Raw genomic sequence first — 21,212 nt, forward strand, 5'->3', positions numbered from 1 at the left:
GGAGTTGCACGCGAGTCGGCTACGGTATCGCTACGTGCTTGAGCAGGTTGATTGAATCCCGGACAATGCGGCCTCTTTTTTGAACGCTTGGACGTGGTAACGATGTCGACAGACAAGGTTTCTGTCCACGGCAGTTGGGCTAGCCGCTGGGTCTTCATACTCGCCGCGACCGGTTCGGCCGTGGGGCTGGGTAGCATCTGGAAATTCCCGTACATGGTTGGCGTCTATGGCGGCGGCGCCTTCGTTCTCATGTTTTTGGTCTGCATCGCGCTGATCGGCGTGCCGGTCATGCTCGCTGAAACCCTGATCGGCCGCCGCGCCCGTCAAAGCCCGGCCAACGCCTTGAAGGTGTTGGCGATAGAGGCGGGGCATTCGGGCAAGTGGTCCTGGGGCGCATTCGCCGGGATGATCACGGCGTTGCTGATCCTGTCTTTCTATAGTGTGGTCGGCGGCTGGTCGCTGGACTACATCATCGACATGGGCCGTGGTGACTTCCAGGGGGTAACGTCGGATCAGGTCGGTGCTTATTTCGGCAATGTGATCGCTGATCCATGGCGCCTGACACTTTGGCACACGATGTTTATGCTGCTGTCCGCCGTGGTGATCGCCAAAGGCGTGGTCGCCGGGCTTGAACGCAGCCTTCGCATCATGATGCCGCTGCTGTTCGTGATGATTCTGGTGCTGCTGGGTTACAGCATGACCACCGGCCATTTCATGGAGGGCGTGCATTTCATGTTCGACTTCCACCCGGAAAAAGTCCTCGACGGCTTGCTGCCCGCCATGGGGCACGCCTTCTTTTCTCTGAGCGTGGGCGTCGGTTCGATCATGATCTACGGCGCCTATATGCCGAAGGGCTCATCGCTTTCCGGCACCGTGGTCGGCGTGGCGCTGCTCGATACCTTCGTTTCGCTGGTCGCCGGACTGGCATTGTTTCCGATTGTGTTCGCAGCCGGCCTGAACCCGAGCGAAGGCCCTGGGCTGATGTTCGTCAGCCTGCCCTTTGCCTTCGGTAACGTAGCGTTCGGCCAGTTGATGGGCGTAGTGTTCTTCGTACTGGTGGCGGTTGCGGCCTGGAGTTCGGCGATTTCATTGCTCGAACCGATGGTGGCTTACCTGGTTGAACGCACGAAAATCAGCCGCGCCTGGGTGACGTTCTGGCTGGCCTTTACCTGCTGGTTCGTCGGTCTGGGTACGGTGTTTTCCTTCAATATCTGGAAGCAAGCCAAGTTTTTCGTGAGCGAAGGCGGGATGTTCCATCTCTACCAATGGGGGGCGGTCGGTGGTCTGGACTTCTTTGGTGTGATCGATTTCTTCACCTCGCGGATCATGCTGCCTCTCGGCGGTTTGTGTTTCGTGGTGTTTGCAGGCTGGATCATGGGGCGTGAAGCGGTGCGCGACGAGTTGTCGATTCGCCGCCCGGTTCTATTTGCCCTGTCCCTGTTCTTGATGCGCTATGTGGCGCCCATCGGCATTCTTGTAGTGTTTGCCGCACAGCTGTGGAAGTGACGCTGACATGACGACCCATATTCAACGCTCGGCCCTGCTGCCGTATCCGGCGCAAGCCCTTTATGACCTGGTTAACGACGTGGCGCGTTATCCGGAATTCCTGCCGTGGTGCTCGGCTGCCGAAGTGCTGGAAAGCTCCCCTGAGCACATGCGCGCCAGTGTCGGCGTGGCCAAGGGCGGCCTGAGTCAGCATTTCGTGACCCGCAATACGCTGGTGCCCGGGCAATCAATCGAGATGAATCTGGAGGAAGGTCCGTTCAACCAGTTGCATGGTGTCTGGGTGTTCAAGCCGCTGGGTGAGAAGGCCTGCAAGATCAGCCTGGACCTGTCGTTCGACTACGCCGGGCCAATCGTGCGCGCAACGCTGGGGCCTTTGTTCAATCAGGCAGCGAACACGCTGGTCGATGCGTTTTGCCAGCGCGCCAAGCAGATCCATGGTTGAGTTGGTGATCGAGGTTGAGGTGGTGTATGCCGCCGTTGATCGTCAGGTGTTGCTGACGGTGGCCGTGCCCGCGGGCGCTACGGTTCGGGCTGCTCTGCTCGAATCTGGCGTGGGTGGCGAGTTTCCTGAGCTGGATCTGGCCGATTGTCCGGTCGGGATCTTCGGCAAGGTGATCGCTGATCCCGATACTCGTGTGGTTAAGGCAGGCGATCGCATCGAGATTTACCGTTCGTTGCTCGCCGACCCTAAAGAGGTGCGCCGCTTGCGCGCCGCCAAGGCGGCCGAGGCGAAGGCGCGAAACCAGTGATTCAATAAATGCCAGGCAATAAAAAACCCGGACATGCCGGGTTTTTTATTGCGTCGCAAATTATTGCGGCGTGGTTTCCAGCGGTGTTGGCGTCGGGACTGGAACGGTTTGTACACCGTCGACGTCCTTCTGGATCTGGTCCAGCAACGAACCTGGTTTCACCGGTTTTTCCGGTTTTGGCTTCTCGGTGTTTTCTGCAGGAGCGGTCACAGGAGTGCCGGTGTCCTTGCCGAGAATGGCTTCGTCGCGGCTCACGCCAGGCATGAAATCGCCGGACAGGCTGACGAGTTGGTCATTAGGGTTAAAGACAACGCTTATGCGTTCCTGTTGGCGATCACCACCACCCGGTTGCAGGCTATACAGGTAATCCCAGCGATCGGCATGGAACGTGTCAGTCAGCAGAGGGTTACCCATGATAAACCGTACTTGCCGGCGGGTCATTCCCGGGCGTAACTGGTCTATCATGTCCTGCGTGACGACATTGCCCTGCTGGATGTCGATTTTGTAAACCCCGGGAATGAACAACCGGCGAGTGCGAGCAGTCCCACGAAGGTGAAACTGGTTAGCAAGAGCTTGGTGTTTTGCATCGGTGGGCGACTTCCACTATCTTGGCTGGGACAACGTAAACGCCGATCATACCCGCATTAAGAGAAGCTGCGAAGCAGCATCGCGAGAAAGCTGACCATGGTTGAAAATAGCGAACTACGCAAAGCCGGCCTCAAAGTGACCCTGCCACGGGTCAAAATTCTGCAAATGCTCGACTCTGCCGAGCAACGCCACATGAGCGCCGAGGATGTTTACAAGGCGCTGATGGAGGCTGGTGAGGACGTCGGTCTGGCCACGGTTTACCGTGTACTGACTCAGTTCGAGGCAGCTGGGCTTGTGGTGCGACACAACTTCGACGGCGGTCATGCCGTCTTCGAACTGGACGACGGCAAGCATCACGACCATATGGTCAACGTCGAAACCAGTGAAGTGATCGAATTCTTCGACGAAGAAATCGAGCGTCTTCAGAAGGCGATCGTCGATAAATATGGTTTCGAGATGGTGGATCACAATCTCGTGCTGTACGTACGCAAGAAAAAGTAAGCATGTCGCGCGAACATGATGTTCGCGAAACGAGCGAAGGCGACCCCAGGGTCGCCTTCGTGCTTTCTGCCGATCTTAAATCTTTGCAGTGATGACCATTTTTTTCGCGTGAGCCAGGGATTCTTTCGTGAGATCGATGCCCCCCAGCATGCGTGCGACTTCTTCGACGCGATGGTTCTTGCTCAGCTTGGACACCGCCGTATGGGTGGCATCCTCACCGCGCACCTTGTGCACGAATAGATGCTGGTGACCTTGCGCCGCCACTTGCGGCAAGTGCGTGACCGTCAGCACCTGCCCGCGCTCCCCGAGCCGGCGTAGCAACTGGCCGACGATCTCGGCAGTCGGGCCGCCGATGCCCACGTCCACTTCGTCGAACACCAGGGTCGGAACCGGGAGGTCTGTGCGGTGATGACCTGGATGGCCAGGCTGATCCGTGACAGCTCGCCGCCCGAGGCTACTTTTGCCAGGGCTTTCATCGGTTGCCCGGGTTGGCACTGACCAGCAGCTCGACCTGCTCGAGCCCGTTGGGCAACAATTCGTTGCTGCTGTTGGGGCGCAGCTCGATGGTGAAGCGCCCGCCAGGCATGCCCAGGCGCTGGATTTCCTGCTCCACGGCGCTGGCCAGGTTGCCAGCGGCTTGGTGGCGCAGGTCGCTCAAGTCGCGCGCCTTCTCTTGATAATGACGGGCGTAGGACGCCAGTTCATCGCTCAGGCGTTCGATGGATTCGTCGTTGGCATTCAGGGTTTCGATTTCATCCAGCAGCTTTTGCTGCATCTCGGCGACTTCGGTCGGCTGGATGCGGTGTTTGCGCGCCAGGGTGTAGATCGCATCGAGGCGTTCTTCCAAGTACTGAAGGCGCGCCGGGTCGGCGTCGAAGTTGTCGAGGAAGCGGTTGAGTTCGCCGACCGCTTCTTCTACCTGGATCTGGGCGCTGGTCAGCAGGCTGCTGGCTTCGCCCAGGGCGCCGATCGAGTTGTTCACGCTCGACAAGCGGTTGAGGCTGGCGGTCAGGGCGTTCAGCACATTGCCGGAATCACTTTCGCTGCATTGCTCGACTACTTGTCGGCAGATGCCCAGCAAGGTTTCGGCATTGGTCAGGTTCTTGTGTTCCTGCTCAAGCTGCTCCAGCTCGTTTTCGCCGAGGCCGAGGTTTTCCAGCTCTTCGAGCTGATAGCTCAGCAATTGATGGCGGGCGCGCTGCTCGTCGCCGGAGTTGGACAGGCGGTCCAGTTCCTGGCGGGTCTGGCGCCAGCGCTGGGCGGCCAGCTGAACCTGGCGAGCCAGGTCGGTGGCGCCGGCGTATTCGTCGAGCAAGCGGCGGTGGGTGTCGGTCTTGAGCAGGGATTGGTGTTCGTGCTGGCTGTGGATATCGATCAGCAACTCGCCCAGGGCCTTGAGATCGCCGAGAGGGCAGGGCGTGCCGTTGATATAGCCGCGTGAACGACCTTCAGCCGTAATCACCCGGCGCAGGATGCACGGGCCGTCGCTTTCCAGGTCGCGCTCGGCAAGCCAGGCACTGGCTTCGGGGATGTCGATCAGGTCGAAAGTTGCGAGGATATCGGCCTTGTCGGCGCCGGGGCGAACCACGCCGCTGTCGGCGCGATCGCCCAGGGTCAGGCCCAGGGCATCGAGCATGATCGATTTGCCGGCGCCGGTTTCCCCTGTGATCACGCTCATCCCGCGATCAAGTTCGAGATCGAGATGTTCGACGATGGCGTAGTTGTGTACGGACAGGTGCACCAGCATAAAGGCCGCTCCCAGGCTTTAGGTCTGGTTATTTATACAGTGTTTTATTTGTGGCTGACAATGCCCTCTCTTAGCTCGATTTGCTTGATCCGACGAAATCGTTAGCGCATCGAGGAATGACAATGCTGCTCTTTTTGTAGGGTTAATCCTCCCCCACCCCTTGAAGCTGAATTTTGCGGCCCCATATAGCTGGGCAGAAGCGCGAGTTGAGCTCGCGGACGATATTGAAAGGAGAAAATCTATGGCTGACGAACAGACAGTGGATACGCAAAATCTCGACGCCGATCAGGCAGCCCAGGTTGCGGGTGATGAGCTGGCGGCTCGTGTACAAGTGCTCGAAGAGCAGTTGGCTGGTGCTCATGATCAGGCTTTGCGTGTAGCGGCTGATCTGCAGAACGTCCGCCGTCGCGCCGAGCAGGATGTCGAAAAGGCTCACAAATTCGCGCTGGAAAAGTTCGCTGGCGACCTGCTGCCGATCATCGACAGCCTGGAGCGTGGCCTGGAGTTGTCCAACCCGGACGACGAAAGCATCCGCCCAATGCGCGAAGGCATCGAGCTGACCCTGAAAATGTTCCAGGACACCCTGAAGCGTTATCAGCTGGAAGCGATCGATCCGCACGGCGAACCGTTCAACGCCGTTCATCACCAGGCGATGGCCATGCAGGAAAGCGCCGATGTAGAGCCCAACAGCGTGCTCAAGGTGTTCCAGAAGGGTTACCAGCTCCACGGTCGCTTGCTGCGCCCGGCCATGGTTGTGGTCAGCAAGGCACCTTCGCCGGTTTCGCCTTCGATTGATGAGCAGGCTTGAAATTAGCCGCAAGGCCCCCATTTAGAAGTCAAGCGTTTAAGTGCTACCGCAGTTAGCCACCACTGCTGCGGCAACCAAATCCAAAGTTTCGGGAGAGTTAACATGGGCAAAATTATCGGTATCGACCTGGGGACTACCAACTCCTGCGTCTCCGTGATGGAAAATGGCAAGGCAAAAGTTATCGAAAACGCTGAAGGCGCGCGCACCACGCCGTCGATCATTGCGTATGCCAACGATGGCGAGATCCTCGTTGGCCAGTCGGCCAAGCGTCAGGCTGTGACCAATCCGCATAACACCCTGTACGCGGTGAAGCGTCTGATCGGTCGCAAGTTCGACGAAGAAGTCGTACAGAAAGACATCAAGATGGTCCCGTACAAAATCGCCAAGGCTGACAACGGTGATGCCTGGGTTGAAGTAAACGGCCAGAAAATGTCGCCGCCGCAAATCTCGGCGGAAATTCTGAAGAAAATGAAGAAGACCGCCGAAGACTACCTCGGCGAGCCAGTGACCGAAGCGGTGATCACCGTTCCGGCCTACTTCAACGACAGCCAGCGCCAGGCGACCAAAGACGCCGGCCGCATTGCGGGCCTGGACGTTAAGCGCATCATCAACGAACCAACTGCAGCCGCTCTGGCTTACGGTATGGACAAGGCGAAAGGCGATCACACCGTGATCGTTTACGACTTGGGTGGCGGTACTTTCGACGTTTCCGTGATCGAAATCGCCGAAGTCGATGGCGAGCACCAGTTCGAAGTATTGGCCACTAACGGCGACACGTTCCTGGGTGGTGAAGACTTTGACATTCGTCTGATCGACTACCTCGTTGACGAATTCAAGAAAGAAAGCGGCATGAACCTCAAGGGTGACCCGCTGGCCATGCAGCGCCTGAAAGAAGCCGCTGAAAAAGCCAAGATCGAACTGTCTTCGAGCAATTCGACCGACGTGAACCTGCCGTACATCACGGCAGATGCCACCGGTCCCAAGCACTTGAACGTGAAAATCTCCCGCGCCAAGCTCGAAGCGCTGGTGGAAGACCTGGTTCAACGCACCATCGAACCTTGCCGCATCGCTCTGAAAGACTCCGGTATCGACGTTGGCGCGATCAACGACGTGATCCTGGTGGGCGGTCAGACCCGTATGCCACTGGTTCAGAAGCTGGTGACCGAGTTCTTCGGTAAAGAAGCTCGTAAAGACGTGAACCCGGACGAAGCGGTTGCCATGGGTGCTGCCATCCAGGGCGCGGTATTGGCCGGTGATGTGAAAGACGTTCTGCTGCTGGACGTCAGCCCGCTGACCCTGGGTATCGAAACCATGGGTGGCGTGATGACTGCGCTGATCGAGAAAAACACCACGATTCCTACCAAGAAATCGCAAGTGTTCTCGACTGCCGACGACAACCAGGGCGCCGTGACCATTCACGTGCTGCAAGGTGAGCGTAAGCAAGCCGCTCAGAACAAGTCCCTGGGCAAGTTCGACCTGGCCGAGATTCCACCAGCACCACGTGGCGTGCCACAAATTGAAGTGACCTTCGACATCGATGCCAACGGCATCCTGCACGTAGGCGCCAAAGACAAGGCGACCGGCAAGACTCAGTCGATCGTGATCAAGGCCAACTCCGGTCTGTCCGAGGAAGAGATTCAGCAGATGATTCGCGATGCTGAAGCCAACGTCGACGAAGATCGCAAGTTCGAAGAGCTGGCCGCTGCCCGTAACCAGGGCGATGCACTGGTTCACTCGACGCGCAAAATGGTCGCTGATGCTGGCGACAAAGTGACCGCTGAAGAGAAGACTGCAATCGAAGCGGCCGTAGTTGCCCTGGAAGCCGCCGTCAAAGGCGACGACAAGGCTGCTATCGACGCCAAGGTTGAAGAGCTGTCGAAAGTCTCCGCGCCAGTGGCTCAGAAAATGTACGCCGAGCAGGCTCAGCCAGCTGAAGGCGCTGCACCGCACGACGAAAAAGCTGAAAAAGCTGACGACGTTGTCGATGCTGAGTTCGAAGAAGTCAAAGACCACAAGTAAGTTGTTGGTCGGCCAGTTGACTGCCTTTGGGCAGTGACTGGTAGGATGTCGCCGCGCGGGGGCTTGCTCCCGCGTTGGCGTGTCTGGAGTAAGCGAATTTTTACAGCATGCGACAGCGTTCGCGTGCTGGTGGTATGGCCGAAGATGCTCCTGCTTTTCGAGCCGCAAGTACCGCATTGAATCAAAGACCAGGATCGTTGAATTGACGTGAGTTGGGTCCGGGCCTGTATTGGGGCTCAACGAGTTTGGCGAAGCTCAGGAGGGGTTTGCCGAACGTCCTTAAGAGTGCAAAGACTTATGGCAAAGCGTGACTATTACGAAGTATTGGGTGTTGAGCGCGGCTCAAGCGAAGCAGACCTGAAAAAGGCCTACCGTCGCCTGGCGATGAAGCATCACCCGGACCGTAATCCCGATGACAAAGCGTCGGAAGAGATGTTCAAGGAGGCCAACGAGGCCTACGAAGTGCTGTCCGATTCCAGCAAGCGCGCGGCATACGACCAATACGGTCATGCCGGTGTCGACCCAAGCATGGGCGGCGGCGGTGCCGGTTTTGGCGGTCAGAACTTCTCCGATATCTTTGGCGATGTCTTCAGTGACTTCTTCGGTGGCGGTCGCGGCGGTTCCCGTGGCGGCGCCCAGCGCGGCAGCGACCTGCGTTACACCCTGGAGCTGAACCTGGAAGAAGCGGTGCGTGGCACGACCGTGAATATCCGTGTTCCGACACTGGTCAACTGCAAGCCGTGCGACGGCTCCGGTGCCAAGAAAGGCTCCGCGCCGATCACTTGCCCGACGTGTGGCGGGATCGGTCAGGTCCGCATGCAGCAAGGCTTTTTCTCGGTGCAGCAGACCTGCCCGCGCTGCCATGGCCAAGGCAAGATCATTTCCGATCCGTGCGACTCCTGTCACGGCGAAGGTCGTGTCGAAGAGTACAAGACCCTTTCCGTCAAAGTGCCGGCCGGTGTGGATACCGGTGACCGCATTCGCCTGTCCGGCGAAGGCGAGGCGGGTGCCCAGGGCGGCCCGACTGGCGACCTGTACGTGGTGATCAACGTGCGCGAGCACGCGATCTTCCAGCGCGACGGCAAGCACCTGTTCTGCGAAGTGCCGATCAGCTTTGTCGATGCGGCATTGGGCGGCGAGCTGGAGATTCCGACTCTTGATGGTCGGGTCAAACTGAAAATCCCGGAAGGGACTCAGACCGGCAAGCAGTTCCGTGTTCGCGGCAAAGGCGTGGCGCCGGTGCGTGGCGGCGGTGCTGGCGACCTGATGTGTCGTGTGGCGGTCGAAACCCCGGTCAACCTGGGTCGTCGTCAGCGCGAATTGCTGGAAGAGTTCCGCAGCTCCCTGGCGGATGACAACAGCCATTCGCCAAAAACCACCGGTTGGTTCGAAGGCGTGAAGCGCTTCTTCGGCGATTTGTAAGGAGTCGGCATGCGACGTATAGCTGTGATGGGCGCTGCCGGGCGCATGGGCAAGATCCTGGTCGAAGCGGTGCAGCAACGCGCGCCGCTGACGGGCCTGACGGCAGCCATCGTGCGCCCTGGCAGCACGCTGATTGGCGTGGATGCTGGCGAGCTGGCCTCGCTCGGGCGGATCGGCGTGCCGCTGTCCGGTCATGTGGAGGCGGTAGCTGAGGAGTTCGATGTGTTGATCGACTTCACGTTGCCGCAAGTCATGCTGAAAAACCTGGCGTTCTGCCGTAAGGCAGGCAAAGCCATGGTCATCGGTACGACCGGGCTGGATGCGGCGCAGAAGCAGTTGCTGGCCGAGGCGGGCAAGGATATTCCGATCGTGTTCGCGGCTAACTTCAGTGTCGGCGTGAACCTGTCGCTGAAGCTGCTCGACATGGCCGCTCGTGTGCTGGGCGATGAAGCGGATATTGAAATCATCGAGGCCCATCATCGGCACAAGATCGACGCACCCTCAGGTACGGCGCTGCGCATGGGTGAAGTGATTGCCAGTGCGCTGGATCGTGATCTGCAGAAGGTTGCAGTCTATGGGCGTGAAGGCCATACCGGTGCTCGCGAGCGCGAGACCATCGGTTTTGCCACCGTTCGTGGTGGTGATGTGGTCGGTGATCATACGGTGCTGTTTGCCTGCGAGGGCGAGCGACTTGAGATCACGCACAAGGCGTCCAGTCGCATGACCTTCGCCAAGGGTGCGGTACGTGCTGCATTGTGGCTGGATGGGCGAGTGCCCGGCCTCTACGACATGCAAGACGTGCTCGACCTGCGTTAAGATGCCCCCGGAATCGGGTTCAAACAGCGTTTTGAGCCCGGTTTTACACCGCCAAGCGACGTCCTGTCGCATTCCCCGGCCTTTAAGGCTCATTGGCGGTAGACCAAAAATGCCTTTTTCTGTAAGCTACAGCTTTAGTGTGTCCACTAAAAGCGCGCAGAATAATTCAGTGAAGAAGCGGGGTGACGTGTCCATACGTCACTCCGCTTTTTTACAACCTGCGATCGCCCTTTCAGGCTTTATTTACGGGAGGTCTTCTTGACTAAGCCAGCCATACTCGCCCTTGCTGATGGCAGCATTTTTCGCGGCGAAGCCATTGGAGCCGACGGTCAAACCGTTGGTGAGGTGGTGTTCAACACCGCCATGACCGGCTATCAGGAAATCCTTACCGATCCTTCCTACGCCCAACAGATCGTTACCCTGACTTACCCGCACATCGGCAACACCGGCACCACGCCGGAAGATGCCGAGTCCGACCGCGTCTGGTCCGCTGGCCTGGTTATCCGTGACCTGCCACTGGTTGCGAGCAACTGGCGTAACACGATGTCCTTGTCCGACTACCTGAAAGCCAACAACGTTGTGGCGATCGCGGGTATCGACACCCGCCGCCTGACACGCATCCTGCGTGAGAAAGGCGCGCAGAACGGCTGCATCATGGCCGGCGACAACATCTCGGAAGCAGCCGCCATCGCCGCTGCCCAGGGTTTCCCTGGCCTCAAAGGCATGGACCTGGCAAAAGTCGTCAGCACCAAAGAGAAGTACGAGTGGCGCTCGACTGTCTGGGACTTGAAAACCGATAGCCACGCGACCATCGACGCCTCCGAGCTGCCGTACCACGTGGTGGCCTACGACTACGGCGTCAAGCTGAACATCCTGCGCATGTTGGTCGAGCGCGGTTGCCGCGTGACCGTAGTGCCGGCGCAGACCCCTGCCGCAGACGTTCTGGCGATGAAGCCGGACGGCGTGTTCCTGTCCAATGGCCCGGGTGACCCCGAGCCTTGCGACTACGCGATCCAGGCGATCAAGGATGTGCTCGAAACCGAAATTCCGGTGTTCGGCATCTGCCTCGGTCACCAACTGCTGGCCCTGGCCTCCGGCGCCAAGACCCTGAAAATGGGGCACGGCCACCACGGTGCCAACCACCCGGTCCAGGATCTGGACACCGGCGTTGTGATGATCACCAGCCAGAACCACGGTTTTGCGGTAGACGAAGCGACCCTGCCAGCCAACGTCCGGGCGATCCACAAATCGCTGTTCGACGGCACCCTGCAAGGGATCGAGCGTACCGACAAGAGCGCCTTCAGCTTCCAGGGTCACCCTGAAGCCAGCCCTGGCCCGAACGACGTAGCGCCGCTGTTTGATCGCTTCATCAACGAAATGGCCAAGCGACGCTGATCGCGGGCACTGATGCAGCAAAGCTTGAGGGTGGTCCCGCACTGGCGACCCCCTCAAGGCTTCACAGATTGAACAAGACGGCTTGCCGACTGACCTGCGGATTTGAGTGACAAACCCATGCCAAAACGTACAGACATAAAAAGCATCCTGATTCTCGGCGCTGGCCCGATCGTGATCGGCCAGGCCTGTGAATTCGACTACTCCGGCGCCCAGGCCTGCAAAGCCCTGCGCGAGGAGGGTTACCGCGTCATCCTGGTGAACTCCAACCCGGCGACCATCATGACCGACCCGGACATGGCCGACGCCACGTACATCGAGCCGATCAAGTGGCAGACCGTTGCCAGGATCATCGAGAAAGAGCGTCCGGACGCGCTGCTGCCGACCATGGGTGGCCAGACTGCCTTGAACTGCGCACTGGACCTGGAGCGCGAAGGCATTCTGGAGAAGTTCGGCGTAGAGATGATCGGCGCCAACGCTGACACCATCGACAAGGCTGAAGACCGTTCGCGCTTCGACAAGGCGATGAAATCCATCGGCCTGGACTGCCCGCGTTCGGGTATCGCCCACAGCATGGAAGAGGCCAACGCGGTACTCGAGAAGCTGGGCTTCCCGTGCATCATCCGTCCGTCCTTCACCATGGGCGGCACCGGTGGCGGTATCGCTTATAACCGCGAAGAGTTCGAAGAAATCTGCGCCCGTGGCCTGGACCTGTCGCCGACCAAAGAGCTGCTGATCGACGAATCCCTGATCGGCTGGAAAGAATACGAGATGGAGGTTGTCCGCGATAAGAAGGACAACTGCATCATCGTCTGCTCCATCGAAAACTTTGACCCGATGGGCGTGCACACCGGTGACTCGATCACTGTTGCGCCAGCGCAGACCCTGACGGACAAGGAATACCAGATCATGCGTAACGCCTCTTTGGCGGTACTGCGTGAGATCGGCGTGGAAACCGGCGGCTCCAACGTCCAGTTCGGCATCTGCCCGGACACTGGCCGCATGGTGGTCATCGAGATGAACCCGCGGGTATCCCGTTCCTCGGCCCTGGCGTCGAAAGCCACCGGTTTCCCGATCGCCAAGGTCGCGGCAAAACTGGCGGTCGGTTACACCCTCGACGAACTGTCGAACGACATCACTGGCGGTAAAACCCCGGCGTCCTTCGAGCCGTCGATCGACTACGTCGTGACCAAGCTGCCACGTTTCGCCTTCGAGAAATTCCCGAAAGCCGACGCACGCCTGACCACTCAAATGAAGTCGGTCGGTGAAGTCATGGCCATCGGCCGGACCTTCCAGGAATCCCTGCAGAAAGCCCTTCGCGGTCTGGAAGTGGGCGTTTGCGGCCTGGACGAGAAGCTCGACCTGAGCAACCCGGAAAGCATGAGCGTGCTCAAGCGCGAACTGACCGTGCCGGGCGCCGAGCGTATCTGGTACGTGGCTGACGCTTTCCGCGCCGGCCTGTCGGTCGAAGACATCTTCGGCATGAACATGATCGACCCGTGGTTCCTGGTCCAGATCGAAGATCTGATCAAGGAAGAAGAGAAGGTCAAGACCCTGGGTCTGGCCAGCATCGACCGGGACATGATGTTCCGCCTCAAGCGCAAAGGCTTCTCCGACATGCGTCTGGCCAAGCTGCTGGGCGTGACCGAGAAAAGCCTGCGTCGCCACCGCCACAAGCTGGAAATCTTCCCGGTCTACAAGCGCGTTGACACCTGCGCGGCCGAGTTCGCCACCGACACCGCTTACCTCTACTCGACTTACGAGGAAGAGTGCGAAGCCGCACCGTCGGGCCGCGACAAGATCATGATCCTGGGCGGCGGTCCTAACCGTATCGGCCAGGGCATCGAGTTCGACTACTGCTGCGTACACGCGGCACTGGCCCTGCGCGCCGACGGTTACGAGACCATCATGGTCAACTGCAACCCGGAAACCGTATCCACCGACTACGACACCTCCGATCGCCTGTACTTCGAGCCAGTCACCCTGGAAGACGTACTGGAAATCGTCCGCGTCGAGAAGCCGAAAGGCGTGATCGTCCAGTACGGCGGCCAAACCCCGCTGAAACTGGCGCGTGCCCTGGAAGAAGCCGGCGTGCCGATCATCGGCACCAGCCCGGACGCTATCGACCGTGCCGAAGACCGTGAGCGCTTCCAGCAAATGGTTGAGCGCCTGAACCTGCGTCAGCCGCCTAACGCTACCGTGCGCAGCGAAGACGAAGCGATTCGCGCCGCGGCCAAGATCGGTTACCCGCTGGTGGTTCGTCCGTCCTACGTACTGGGCGGTCGTGCGATGGAAATCGTCTACGAAGAAGAAGAGCTCAAGCGCTACCTGCGTGACGCCGTGAAAGTGTCCAACGACAGCCCTGTGCTGCTCGACCACTTCCTCAACTGCGCCATCGAAATGGACGTGGATGCAGTTTGCGACGGCACCGACGTGGTGATCGGTGCGATCATGCAGCACATCGAGCAGGCTGGTGTTCACTCCGGTGACTCCGCGTGCTCCCTGCCGCCGTACTCCCTGCCTGGGCACATCCAGGACGAGATGCGCGAACAGGTCAAGAAAATGGCCCTGGAACTGGGCGTTGTCGGCCTGATGAACGTTCAGTTGGCGCTGCAAGGCGAAGACATCTACGTCATCGAAGTCAACCCGCGCGCTTCCCGTACCGTGCCGTTCGTGTCCAAGTGCATCGGTGTTTCCCTGGCCATGATCGCGGCTCGCGTGATGGCGGGTAAAACCCTGAAGGAAATCGGTTTCACCAAAGAAATCATTCCGAACTTCTACAGCGTGAAAGAGGCGGTGTTCCCATTCGCCAAATTCCCTGGTGTGGACCCGATCCTGGGCCCGGAGATGAAGTCCACCGGTGAAGTGATGGGTGTGGGCGATACCTTCGGCGAAGCGTTCGCCAAGGCCCAGATGGGCGCCAGCGAAGTGCTGCCGACCGGCGGTACCGCGTTCATCAGCGTGCGTGACGACGACAAGCCACTGGTTGCGGGCGTAGCCCGTGATCTGATCAACTTGGGCTTCGAAGTGGTTGCCACTGCCGGCACGGCCAAGGTGATCGAGGCCGCAGGCCTGAAAGTGCGTCGAGTGAACAAGGTGACCGAAGGTCGTCCGCACGTGGTCGACATGATCAAGAATGACGAAGTCACCCTGATCATCAACACCACCGAAGGTCGTCAATCGATCGCTGATTCGTACTCCATTCGTCGTAATGCCTTGCAGCACAAGATCTACTGCACCACCACCATTGCTGCTGGCGAAGCTATCTGTGAAGCGTTGAAGTTCGGTCCCGAGAAGACTGTGCGCCGCTTGCAGGACCTACACGCAGGATTGAAGGCATGATCAAATACCCAATGACCGTCCAGGGCGCCAAAGCCCTGGAAGAGGAACACGCTCACCTGACCAAGGTCGTCCGTCCGAAGCTCAGCCAGGACATCGGTACGGCCCGCGAGTTGGGTGACCTGAAGGAAAACGCCGAATACCACGCTGCTCGCGAGCAGCAGGGTATGGTCGAGGCGCGGATCCGTGACATCGAAGGCCGTATGCAGAATGCGGTGATCATTGATGTCACGACCATTGCTCACACCGGCAAAGTGATATTCGGTACCACCGTTGAAATCGCCAACGTCGAAACTGACGAAACCGTCACTTACCACATCGTGGGTGAGGACGAGGCTGACTTCAAACAGGGCAAGATTTCGGTGGGTTCGCCACTGGCTCGCGCCTTGATCGCCAAGCAGGAAGGTGACGTGGTCGCGGTCAAAACGCCTGGTGGCGTTATCGAGTACGAGATTGTCGAAGTCCGCCACATCTGAAAGAAGGCGCCCGCTGCGTGCGGGCGCCATGCTTTGGCAATTGGCCCAGATGTTGTGGGTTGGCGGCCTGTGGCTGTTGCATATCGGTCTGCTGCCGGCGTTGGGCAAATTTGGCCTGGCGCCGCTGCTGATCGATGAAATTGAAGACATGCTTGATGCGCTGATGGTGGGGTTCGCCACAGCGTGTGTGATTTCTCAGGCTTTGGTGCTGGTTCAGGCCAAGGGCCTTGCCAGTCTATGGCGGGATATTCGCGGACAACTGCTGCTGATGGCGCTCTATGCGTGCGCGATGTATTTCGTCGTGCGCTTCGATTGGCCGGGTGCAGTGCGCTGGGAAGAGTTCAGCTATCTGGTCCTGGGTTTTTCCGGGTTGGTGCTGGTGTTGCAGCCGGTACCGGGATGGAGTGGCAGGGTGCGCGAAGCACACCCTTGACCCTTGCCATCACTTGAAGCGATGGACGTTCGACAGCTGCTTGTTGACGCTGAAGTTCTTGCGGTAAATCAGTGCCATCTTGCCGATGACCTGAACCAGGTCTGCTTTGCCGACCTTGCACAGTTCTGCAATGTTCGCCAGGCGTGACTCGCGATCGAGGATGTTGAGCTTGATTTTAATCAGCTCGTGATCCGCCAGCGCGCGTTCAAGTTCGGCTAACACACCTTCAGTCAAACCGTTGTCAGCCACAGTCAAAACTGGTTTCAGATGGTGGCCAATGGATTTGTACTGTTTCTTCTGCTCTTGAGTGAGCGGCATAATCTGACCCCTGCGTCTGATCTTGTAAAAAGCGGCGGCCAGTTTACCCGAGCGAGTCCGGGACCGCCCAGTTAATCACGACCCGTTTTATTTTAGAGGTGGCCCGTGGCCCGTTCCAAGACAAGCCTTAAGTGGCTGCAAAGACATGTCAATGATCCCTATGTGAAGCAGGCGCAGAAGGATGGTTACCGCTCGCGTGCGAGTTACAAGCTTCTGGAGGTCCAGGAGAAATACAAACTGATCCGTCCAGGCATGAGTGTTGTCGACCTGGGAGCGGCGCCCGGCGGCTGGTCGCAGGTCACTAGTCGGCTGATCGGTGGTCAGGGACGTCTGATTGCCTCGGACATCCTGGAAATGGACAGCATTCCTGACGTGACTTTCATCCAGGGTGACTTCACCCGGGACGACGTGCTCGCTCAGATCCTTGAAGCCGTTGGTAATTCGCAGGTGGACCTTGTGATTTCCGATATGGCCCCCAATATGAGTGGTACGCCTGAGGTGGACATGCCGAAAGCCATGTTTCTATGTGAGCTGGCGCTTGATCTGGCGGCTCGGATACTCAAGCCGGGTGGTAATTTCGTGATCAAGGTGTTTCAGGGCGAAGGGTTTGATGCTTACGTGAAGGACGCTCGTCAGAAATTCGACAAGGTCCAGATGATCAAGCCGGACTCTTCCCGTGGCAGTTCCCGCGAGCAATACATGCTGGCTTGGGGCTACCGCGGCCGTAGTGAGTAAATCGAGGTTTTTTAGCGGGTCGATAGGTTTTTCGCATTTCGCCCTGCGAGCATTAGCGAATATTGTGTAGTAAGTGTTTCACAAAGGGTTACAGACGGCGCCTGCCAGAGCCGTAGGTAATGTAGTAAGTTAGGCCGGTGAATATCATGCGAAGCGCGCGCCAGTAGCGGAGCTTGCTTCAGAGGGTAGTTAATTGAACGATATGGCAAAGAATCTGATCCTGTGGTTGATCATCGCGGCTGTCCTTGTGACGGTGATGAACAACTTCTCCAGCCCTAACGAGCCGCAGACCCTCAACTATTCCGACTTCATCCAGCAGGTCAAGGATGGCAAGGTCGAGCGCGTAGCCGTGGACGGCTATGTGATTACCGGCAAGCGCAACGATGGGGACAGCTTCAAGACCATTCGTCCGGCAATTCAGGACAATGGCCTGATCGGCGACCTGGTGAACAACCACGTCGTGGTCGAAGGCAAGCAGCCGGAACAGCAAAGCATCTGGACCCAGCTCCTGGTTGCCAGCTTCCCGATCCTGGTGATCATCGCCGTGTTCATGTTCTTCATGCGGCAGATGCAGGGCGGCGCTGGTGGCAAGGGCGGACCGATGAGCTTTGGCAAGAGCAAGGCGCGCCTGCTCTCCGAAGATCAGGTGAAAACCACCTTGGGTGACGTTGCCGGTTGCGACGAAGCCAAGGAAGAAGTCGGTGAGCTGGTCGAGTTCCTGCGTGATCCGGGCAAGTTCCAGCGTCTGGGTGGTCGCATTCCTCGCGGCGTGCTGATGGTCGGTCCTCCGGGTACCGGTAAAACCTTGCTCGCCAAGGCGATTGCCGGTGAAGCCAAGGTGCCGTTCTTCACGATCTCCGGTTCCGATTTCGTCGAAATGTTCGTCGGTGTTGGTGCCAGCCGTGTGCGTGACATGTTCGAACAAGCCAAGAAGCACGCGCCATGCATCATTTTCATCGATGAAATCGACGCCGTCGGTCGCCACCGTGGCGCCGGCATGGGTGGCGGTCACGATGAGCGCGAGCAGACTCTCAACCAGTTGCTGGTAGAGATGGACGGCTTTGAAATGAATGACGGCATCATCGTGATTGCTGCAACCAACCGTCCGGACGTTCTGGACCCTGCGTTGCTGCGTCCGGGTCGTTTCGACCGTCAGGTTGTGGTCGGCTTGCCGGACATCCGTGGTCGTGAGCAGATCCTCAAGGTTCACATGCGCAAAGTGCCGATGGGTGAGGATGTCGCTCCGGCCGTGATCGCTCGTGGTACACCTGGTTTCTCCGGTGCCGACCTGGCCAACCTGGTAAACGAAGCGTCGTTGTTCGCTGCCCGTACCGGCAAGCGCATCGTTGAGATGAAAGAGTTCGAACTGGCCAAAGACAAGATCATGATGGGCGCCGAGCGCAAATCGATGGTCATGTCCGAGAAAGAGAAGCAGAACACTGCTTACCACGAGGCTGGCCACGCTATCGTTGGTCGCGTCGTGCCTGAGCATGACCCGGTCTACAAGGTGTCGATCATTCCGCGCGGTCGTGCGCTGGGTGTGACCATGTTCTTGCCGGAAGAAGATCGCTACAGCCTGTCCAAGCGAGCACTGATCAGTCAGATCTGCTCGTTGTACGGCGGCCGTATCGCTGAAGAGATGACCCTGGGCTTTGACGGCGTTACCACCGGTGCGTCGAACGACATCATGCGTGCAAGCCAGATTGCACGGAACATGGTGACCAAGTGGGGCCTGTCGGAAAAACTCGGTCCATTGATGTACGCTGAAGAAGAGGGTGAAGTGTTCCTCGGTCGTGGCGGCGGTGGTCAGAGTGCAAGCTTCTCCGGTGAGACGGCCAAGCTGATCGACTCCGAAGTACGCAGTATCATTGATCAGTGCTACGGCACCGCCAAGCAGATCCTCACGGATAACCGTGACAAGCTCGACGCCATGGCGGATGCCCTGATGAAGTACGAGACGATCGACGCCGATCAGATCGACGACATCATGGCCGGTCGTACGCCTCGTGAGCCGCGTGACTGGTCGGGTGGCGGTGCCGGTACCTCCGGAACACCTCCGGTGGCGCAGGATCCGCGTCCGGAAACACCGATCGGCGGTCCGGCTGCTGACGTTTAAGGTTTGAAATGACTTCTGTTCAGTCCCTGACCCGGTTGCCTTGCGGCAACCGGGTTCTTGATTTGGCCCATACGCATGTCATGGGCATTCTCAATGTCACTCCCGATTCCTTTTCTGATGGCGGCCGATACAGCCAGCTCGATGCAGCGCTGCGCCACGCCGAAGCGATGGTAGCGGCTGGTGCGACGCTGATCGATGTCGGCGGTGAGTCGACCCGGCCTGGCGCCAGGGCGGTTTCACCGCTCGAAGAGCTTGAGCGCGTTGCGCCGATTGTCGAGCGCATCAATCGCGAGCTGGATGTGATCATCTCGGTTGATACTTCCACGCCGGCAGTCATGCGCGAAACTGCGCGACTAGGCGCCGGGTTGATCAATGATGTGCGGTCATTGCGACGTGACGGTGCCCTGGATGCTGCGGCGGCGACTGGTCTTCCGGTGTGTCTGATGCATATGCTCGGCGAGCCGGGCGACATGCAGGACGATCCGCAGTATCGCGATGTGACGAAAGAGGTGGGTGAGTTTCTCGCCGAGCGCATGGCGCAGTGTGCGTCAGTGGGGATTGCGGCTGAACGGATCATTCTTGATCCGGGTTTCGGTTTCGCGAAAACCCTGCAGCACAACCTAAGCTTGTTCAAACACATGGAAGCCTTGCATGCCTTGGGGCGGCCCCTGTTGGTAGGGGTTTCGCGAAAGAGCATGATAGGTCAGGCCTTGAATCGTCCGGTTGGCGAACGTCTGTATGGCGGTCTGGCGCTGGCAGCGCTGGCTTCGGTCAAGGGCGCGCGCATATTGCGCGTTCATGATGTGGCCGAAACAGTCGATCTCGTACGGATGATCGCCGCAGTAGAATCAGCCGAATAAGAATGATGGAGCACTTATGACTAAGAAATATTTTGGCACCGACGGCATTCGTGGTCGGGTCGGCGAATATCCGATCACTCCGGACTTCATGCTCAAGCTCGGCTGGGCCGCCGGCATGGCATTCCGCAAGATGGGTGCCTGCAAGGTGCTGGTAGGCAAGGACACTCGAATTTCCGGGTACATGTTCGAATCGGCACTTGAAGCCGGGCTGACTTCGGCCGGTGCCGACGTGATGCTCCTGGGGCCCATGCCGACACCGGCCATTGCCTACCTGACACGTACTTTCCATGCCGAAGCCGGCATCGTGATCAGTGCTTCGCACAATCCACACGATGACAATGGCATCAAGTTTTTCTCCGGGAAGGGCACCAAGCTTCCGGATGAAGTCGAGTTGATGATCGAGGAGTTGCTCGATACCCCTATGACCGTGGTTGAGTCGAGCAAGATCGGCAGGGTGTCGCGTATCAATGATGCCTCGGGCCGTTACATTGAATTCTGCAAGAGTAGCGTCCCCACCGGCACCAGCTTCGCGGGCCTGAAAATCGTGATCGACTGCGCCCATGGTGCGACTTACAAAGTCGCGCCTAGCGTATTCCGTGAGCTGGGTGCCGATGTTGTTGTGTTATCCGCCCAGCCGAACGGCCTGAACATCAACGAAAATTGCGGCTCGACTCATATGGGTCCGCTGCAAGCTGCCGTATTGGCCGAACATGCCGATCTGGGCATCGCCTTCGATGGTGATGGCGATCGGGTGCTGATGGTCGATCACACTGGCACTGTCGTCGATGGTGATGAGCTGCTGTTCATCATCGCTCGCGATTTGCATGAGCGTGGCAAGTTGCAGGGCGGCGTGGTCGGTACGTTGATGAGTAACCTGGGCCTGGAACTGGCCCTGGCAGATCTGTCGATTCCATTTGTGCGCGCCAATGTCGGCGACCGTTATGTGATCGCTGACCTGCTGGAGCGCAACTGGCTGGTCGGTGGCGAGAACTCCGGGCACATCGTCTGCTTCAATCACACCACCACCGGTGATGCGATCATCGCGGCGTTGCAGGTGTTGATGGCGCTGAAGACTCGCTGCGAAGGACTGGCCCAGGCCCGTCAGGCGCTGCGCAAGTGTCCGCAGGTGCTGATCAATGTCCGTTTCGGTGGTGGTGCGAGCCCCCTCGAGCATGCGTCGGTCATGGAGGCCAGCGAGCGCGTCACGCGAGCGATGGCGGGTCGTGGGCGTGTGCTGTTGCGCAAGTCCGGCACGGAGCCGCTGGTGCGGGTCATGGTCGAAGGTGAGGACGAAACACAGGTTCGTGGTTATGCCGAAGAGCTGGCAAAACTGGTTACTGAAGTTTCTGCCTGAATTCGGCTTGCCAGCCATGATTGTGTTGGGTAA

Annotated in this window: 17 protein-coding genes and 2 pseudogenes; 16 read left to right on the top strand and 3 right to left on the bottom strand. The window is 58.7% G+C overall.

What is annotated here, in order from left to right:
• Window positions 1–102 precede the first annotated feature (102 nt).
• Genes JFV26_RS17725 through JFV26_RS17735 form a run of 3 tightly spaced genes read left to right on the top strand, consistent with a single transcriptional unit; the run spans window position 103 to window position 2,255 of the window.
• Complete coding sequence (locus JFV26_RS17725; protein ID WP_201194325.1) at window positions 103–1,506, top strand: sodium-dependent transporter; 1,404 nt, start codon at window positions 103–105, stop codon at window positions 1,504–1,506.
• Window positions 1,507–1,513: 7 nt separating this feature from the next.
• The gene (locus JFV26_RS17730) at window positions 1,514–1,948 is read left to right on the top strand and encodes a type II toxin-antitoxin system RatA family toxin (protein WP_201194326.1); all 435 of its coding nucleotides are present in this window, start codon (window positions 1,514–1,516) and stop codon (window positions 1,946–1,948) included.
• On the top strand, window positions 1,941–2,255 hold the full coding sequence (locus tag JFV26_RS17735; protein ID WP_201194327.1) for an RnfH family protein: 315 nt from the start codon (window positions 1,941–1,943) through the stop codon (window positions 2,253–2,255). The genes JFV26_RS17730 and JFV26_RS17735 overlap by 8 nt, the downstream gene beginning before the upstream one ends.
• Before the next feature lie 60 nt (window positions 2,256–2,315).
• On the opposite strand, the pseudogene JFV26_RS17740 reads toward JFV26_RS17735, so the two are convergent.
• Window positions 2,316–2,842 (bottom strand): annotated as a pseudogene (locus JFV26_RS17740) (outer membrane protein assembly factor BamE).
• Window positions 2,843–2,939: 97 nt separating this feature from the next.
• Here JFV26_RS17740 and fur point away from each other — a divergent pair.
• On the top strand, window positions 2,940–3,344 hold the full coding sequence (gene fur, locus JFV26_RS17745) for a ferric iron uptake transcriptional regulator (RefSeq protein ID WP_003197684.1): 405 nt from the start codon (window positions 2,940–2,942) through the stop codon (window positions 3,342–3,344).
• Window positions 3,345–3,419: 75 nt separating this feature from the next.
• Here the strand turns inward: fur and recN are convergent.
• Window positions 3,420–5,091, bottom strand: a pseudogene (gene recN / locus JFV26_RS17750) (DNA repair protein RecN).
• Window positions 5,092–5,332: 241 nt separating this feature from the next.
• Here recN and grpE point away from each other — a divergent pair.
• From grpE to JFV26_RS17790, 8 genes are all read left to right on the top strand, one after another.
• Window positions 5,333–5,899, top strand: a complete 567-nt coding sequence (gene grpE / locus JFV26_RS17755; protein WP_201194328.1) for a nucleotide exchange factor GrpE — start codon at window positions 5,333–5,335, stop codon at window positions 5,897–5,899.
• Between the two features lie 102 nt (window positions 5,900–6,001).
• Entirely contained in the window at window positions 6,002–7,918 is a 1,917-nt protein-coding gene (dnaK, locus tag JFV26_RS17760) for a molecular chaperone DnaK (RefSeq protein ID WP_201194329.1), read from the top strand.
• 297 nt (window positions 7,919–8,215) lie between these two features.
• On the top strand, window positions 8,216–9,340 hold the full coding sequence (dnaJ, locus tag JFV26_RS17765) for a molecular chaperone DnaJ (protein ID WP_201194330.1): 1,125 nt from the start codon (window positions 8,216–8,218) through the stop codon (window positions 9,338–9,340).
• 9 nt (window positions 9,341–9,349) lie between these two features.
• Window positions 9,350–10,156, top strand: a complete 807-nt coding sequence (dapB, locus tag JFV26_RS17770; protein ID WP_201194331.1) for a 4-hydroxy-tetrahydrodipicolinate reductase — start codon at window positions 9,350–9,352, stop codon at window positions 10,154–10,156.
• Between the two features lie 258 nt (window positions 10,157–10,414).
• Window positions 10,415–11,551 (top strand): glutamine-hydrolyzing carbamoyl-phosphate synthase small subunit, encoded by a 1,137-nt coding sequence (gene carA / locus JFV26_RS17775; RefSeq protein WP_201194333.1) that lies wholly within the window; start codon window positions 10,415–10,417, stop codon window positions 11,549–11,551.
• 117 nt (window positions 11,552–11,668) lie between these two features.
• A complete protein-coding gene (gene carB / locus JFV26_RS17780) occupies window positions 11,669–14,890 on the top strand; it encodes a carbamoyl-phosphate synthase large subunit (RefSeq protein ID WP_201194335.1) in 3,222 nt (1,073 codons plus the stop codon).
• Window positions 14,887–15,363 carry a transcription elongation factor GreA gene (greA, locus tag JFV26_RS17785; RefSeq protein WP_201194337.1) on the top strand — a complete coding sequence of 159 codons (477 nt, stop codon included), beginning with the start codon at window positions 14,887–14,889 and terminating at the stop codon, window positions 15,361–15,363. Before carB ends, greA begins: the two co-directional genes overlap by 4 nt.
• A 28-nt stretch (window positions 15,364–15,391) precedes the next feature.
• Window positions 15,392–15,796: an MFS transporter gene (locus JFV26_RS17790; protein ID WP_201194339.1), complete on the top strand. Its 405-nt coding sequence runs from the start codon at window positions 15,392–15,394 to the stop codon at window positions 15,794–15,796.
• A 9-nt stretch (window positions 15,797–15,805) separates the two neighbouring features.
• Here the strand turns inward: JFV26_RS17790 and JFV26_RS17795 are convergent, their stop codons facing one another.
• Window positions 15,806–16,114, bottom strand: a complete 309-nt coding sequence (locus JFV26_RS17795) for a YhbY family RNA-binding protein (RefSeq protein ID WP_008005472.1) — start codon at window positions 16,112–16,114, stop codon at window positions 15,806–15,808.
• Between the two features lie 105 nt (window positions 16,115–16,219).
• On the opposite strand from JFV26_RS17795, the gene rlmE reads away from it, so the two are divergent.
• From rlmE to glmM, 4 genes are all read left to right on the top strand, one after another.
• Entirely contained in the window at window positions 16,220–16,849 is a 630-nt protein-coding gene (rlmE, locus tag JFV26_RS17800; RefSeq protein ID WP_020299918.1) for a 23S rRNA (uridine(2552)-2'-O)-methyltransferase RlmE, read from the top strand.
• A 202-nt stretch (window positions 16,850–17,051) separates the two neighbouring features.
• On the top strand, window positions 17,052–18,965 hold the full coding sequence (gene ftsH / locus JFV26_RS17805) for an ATP-dependent zinc metalloprotease FtsH (RefSeq protein ID WP_201194341.1): 1,914 nt from the start codon (window positions 17,052–17,054) through the stop codon (window positions 18,963–18,965).
• A gap of 8 nt (window positions 18,966–18,973) precedes the next feature.
• Entirely contained in the window at window positions 18,974–19,825 is an 852-nt protein-coding gene (gene folP / locus JFV26_RS17810) for a dihydropteroate synthase (protein WP_201194342.1), read from the top strand.
• A gap of 16 nt (window positions 19,826–19,841) precedes the next feature.
• Window positions 19,842–21,179: a phosphoglucosamine mutase gene (gene glmM, locus JFV26_RS17815; protein WP_201194344.1), complete on the top strand. Its 1,338-nt coding sequence runs from the start codon at window positions 19,842–19,844 to the stop codon at window positions 21,177–21,179.
• Window positions 21,180–21,212: the final 33 nt, after the last annotated feature.

The sequence above is a fragment of the Pseudomonas sp. TH31 genome (assembly GCF_016650815.1).
In the GTDB taxonomy this organism is placed as follows: Bacteria; Pseudomonadota; Gammaproteobacteria; order Pseudomonadales; family Pseudomonadaceae; genus Aquipseudomonas.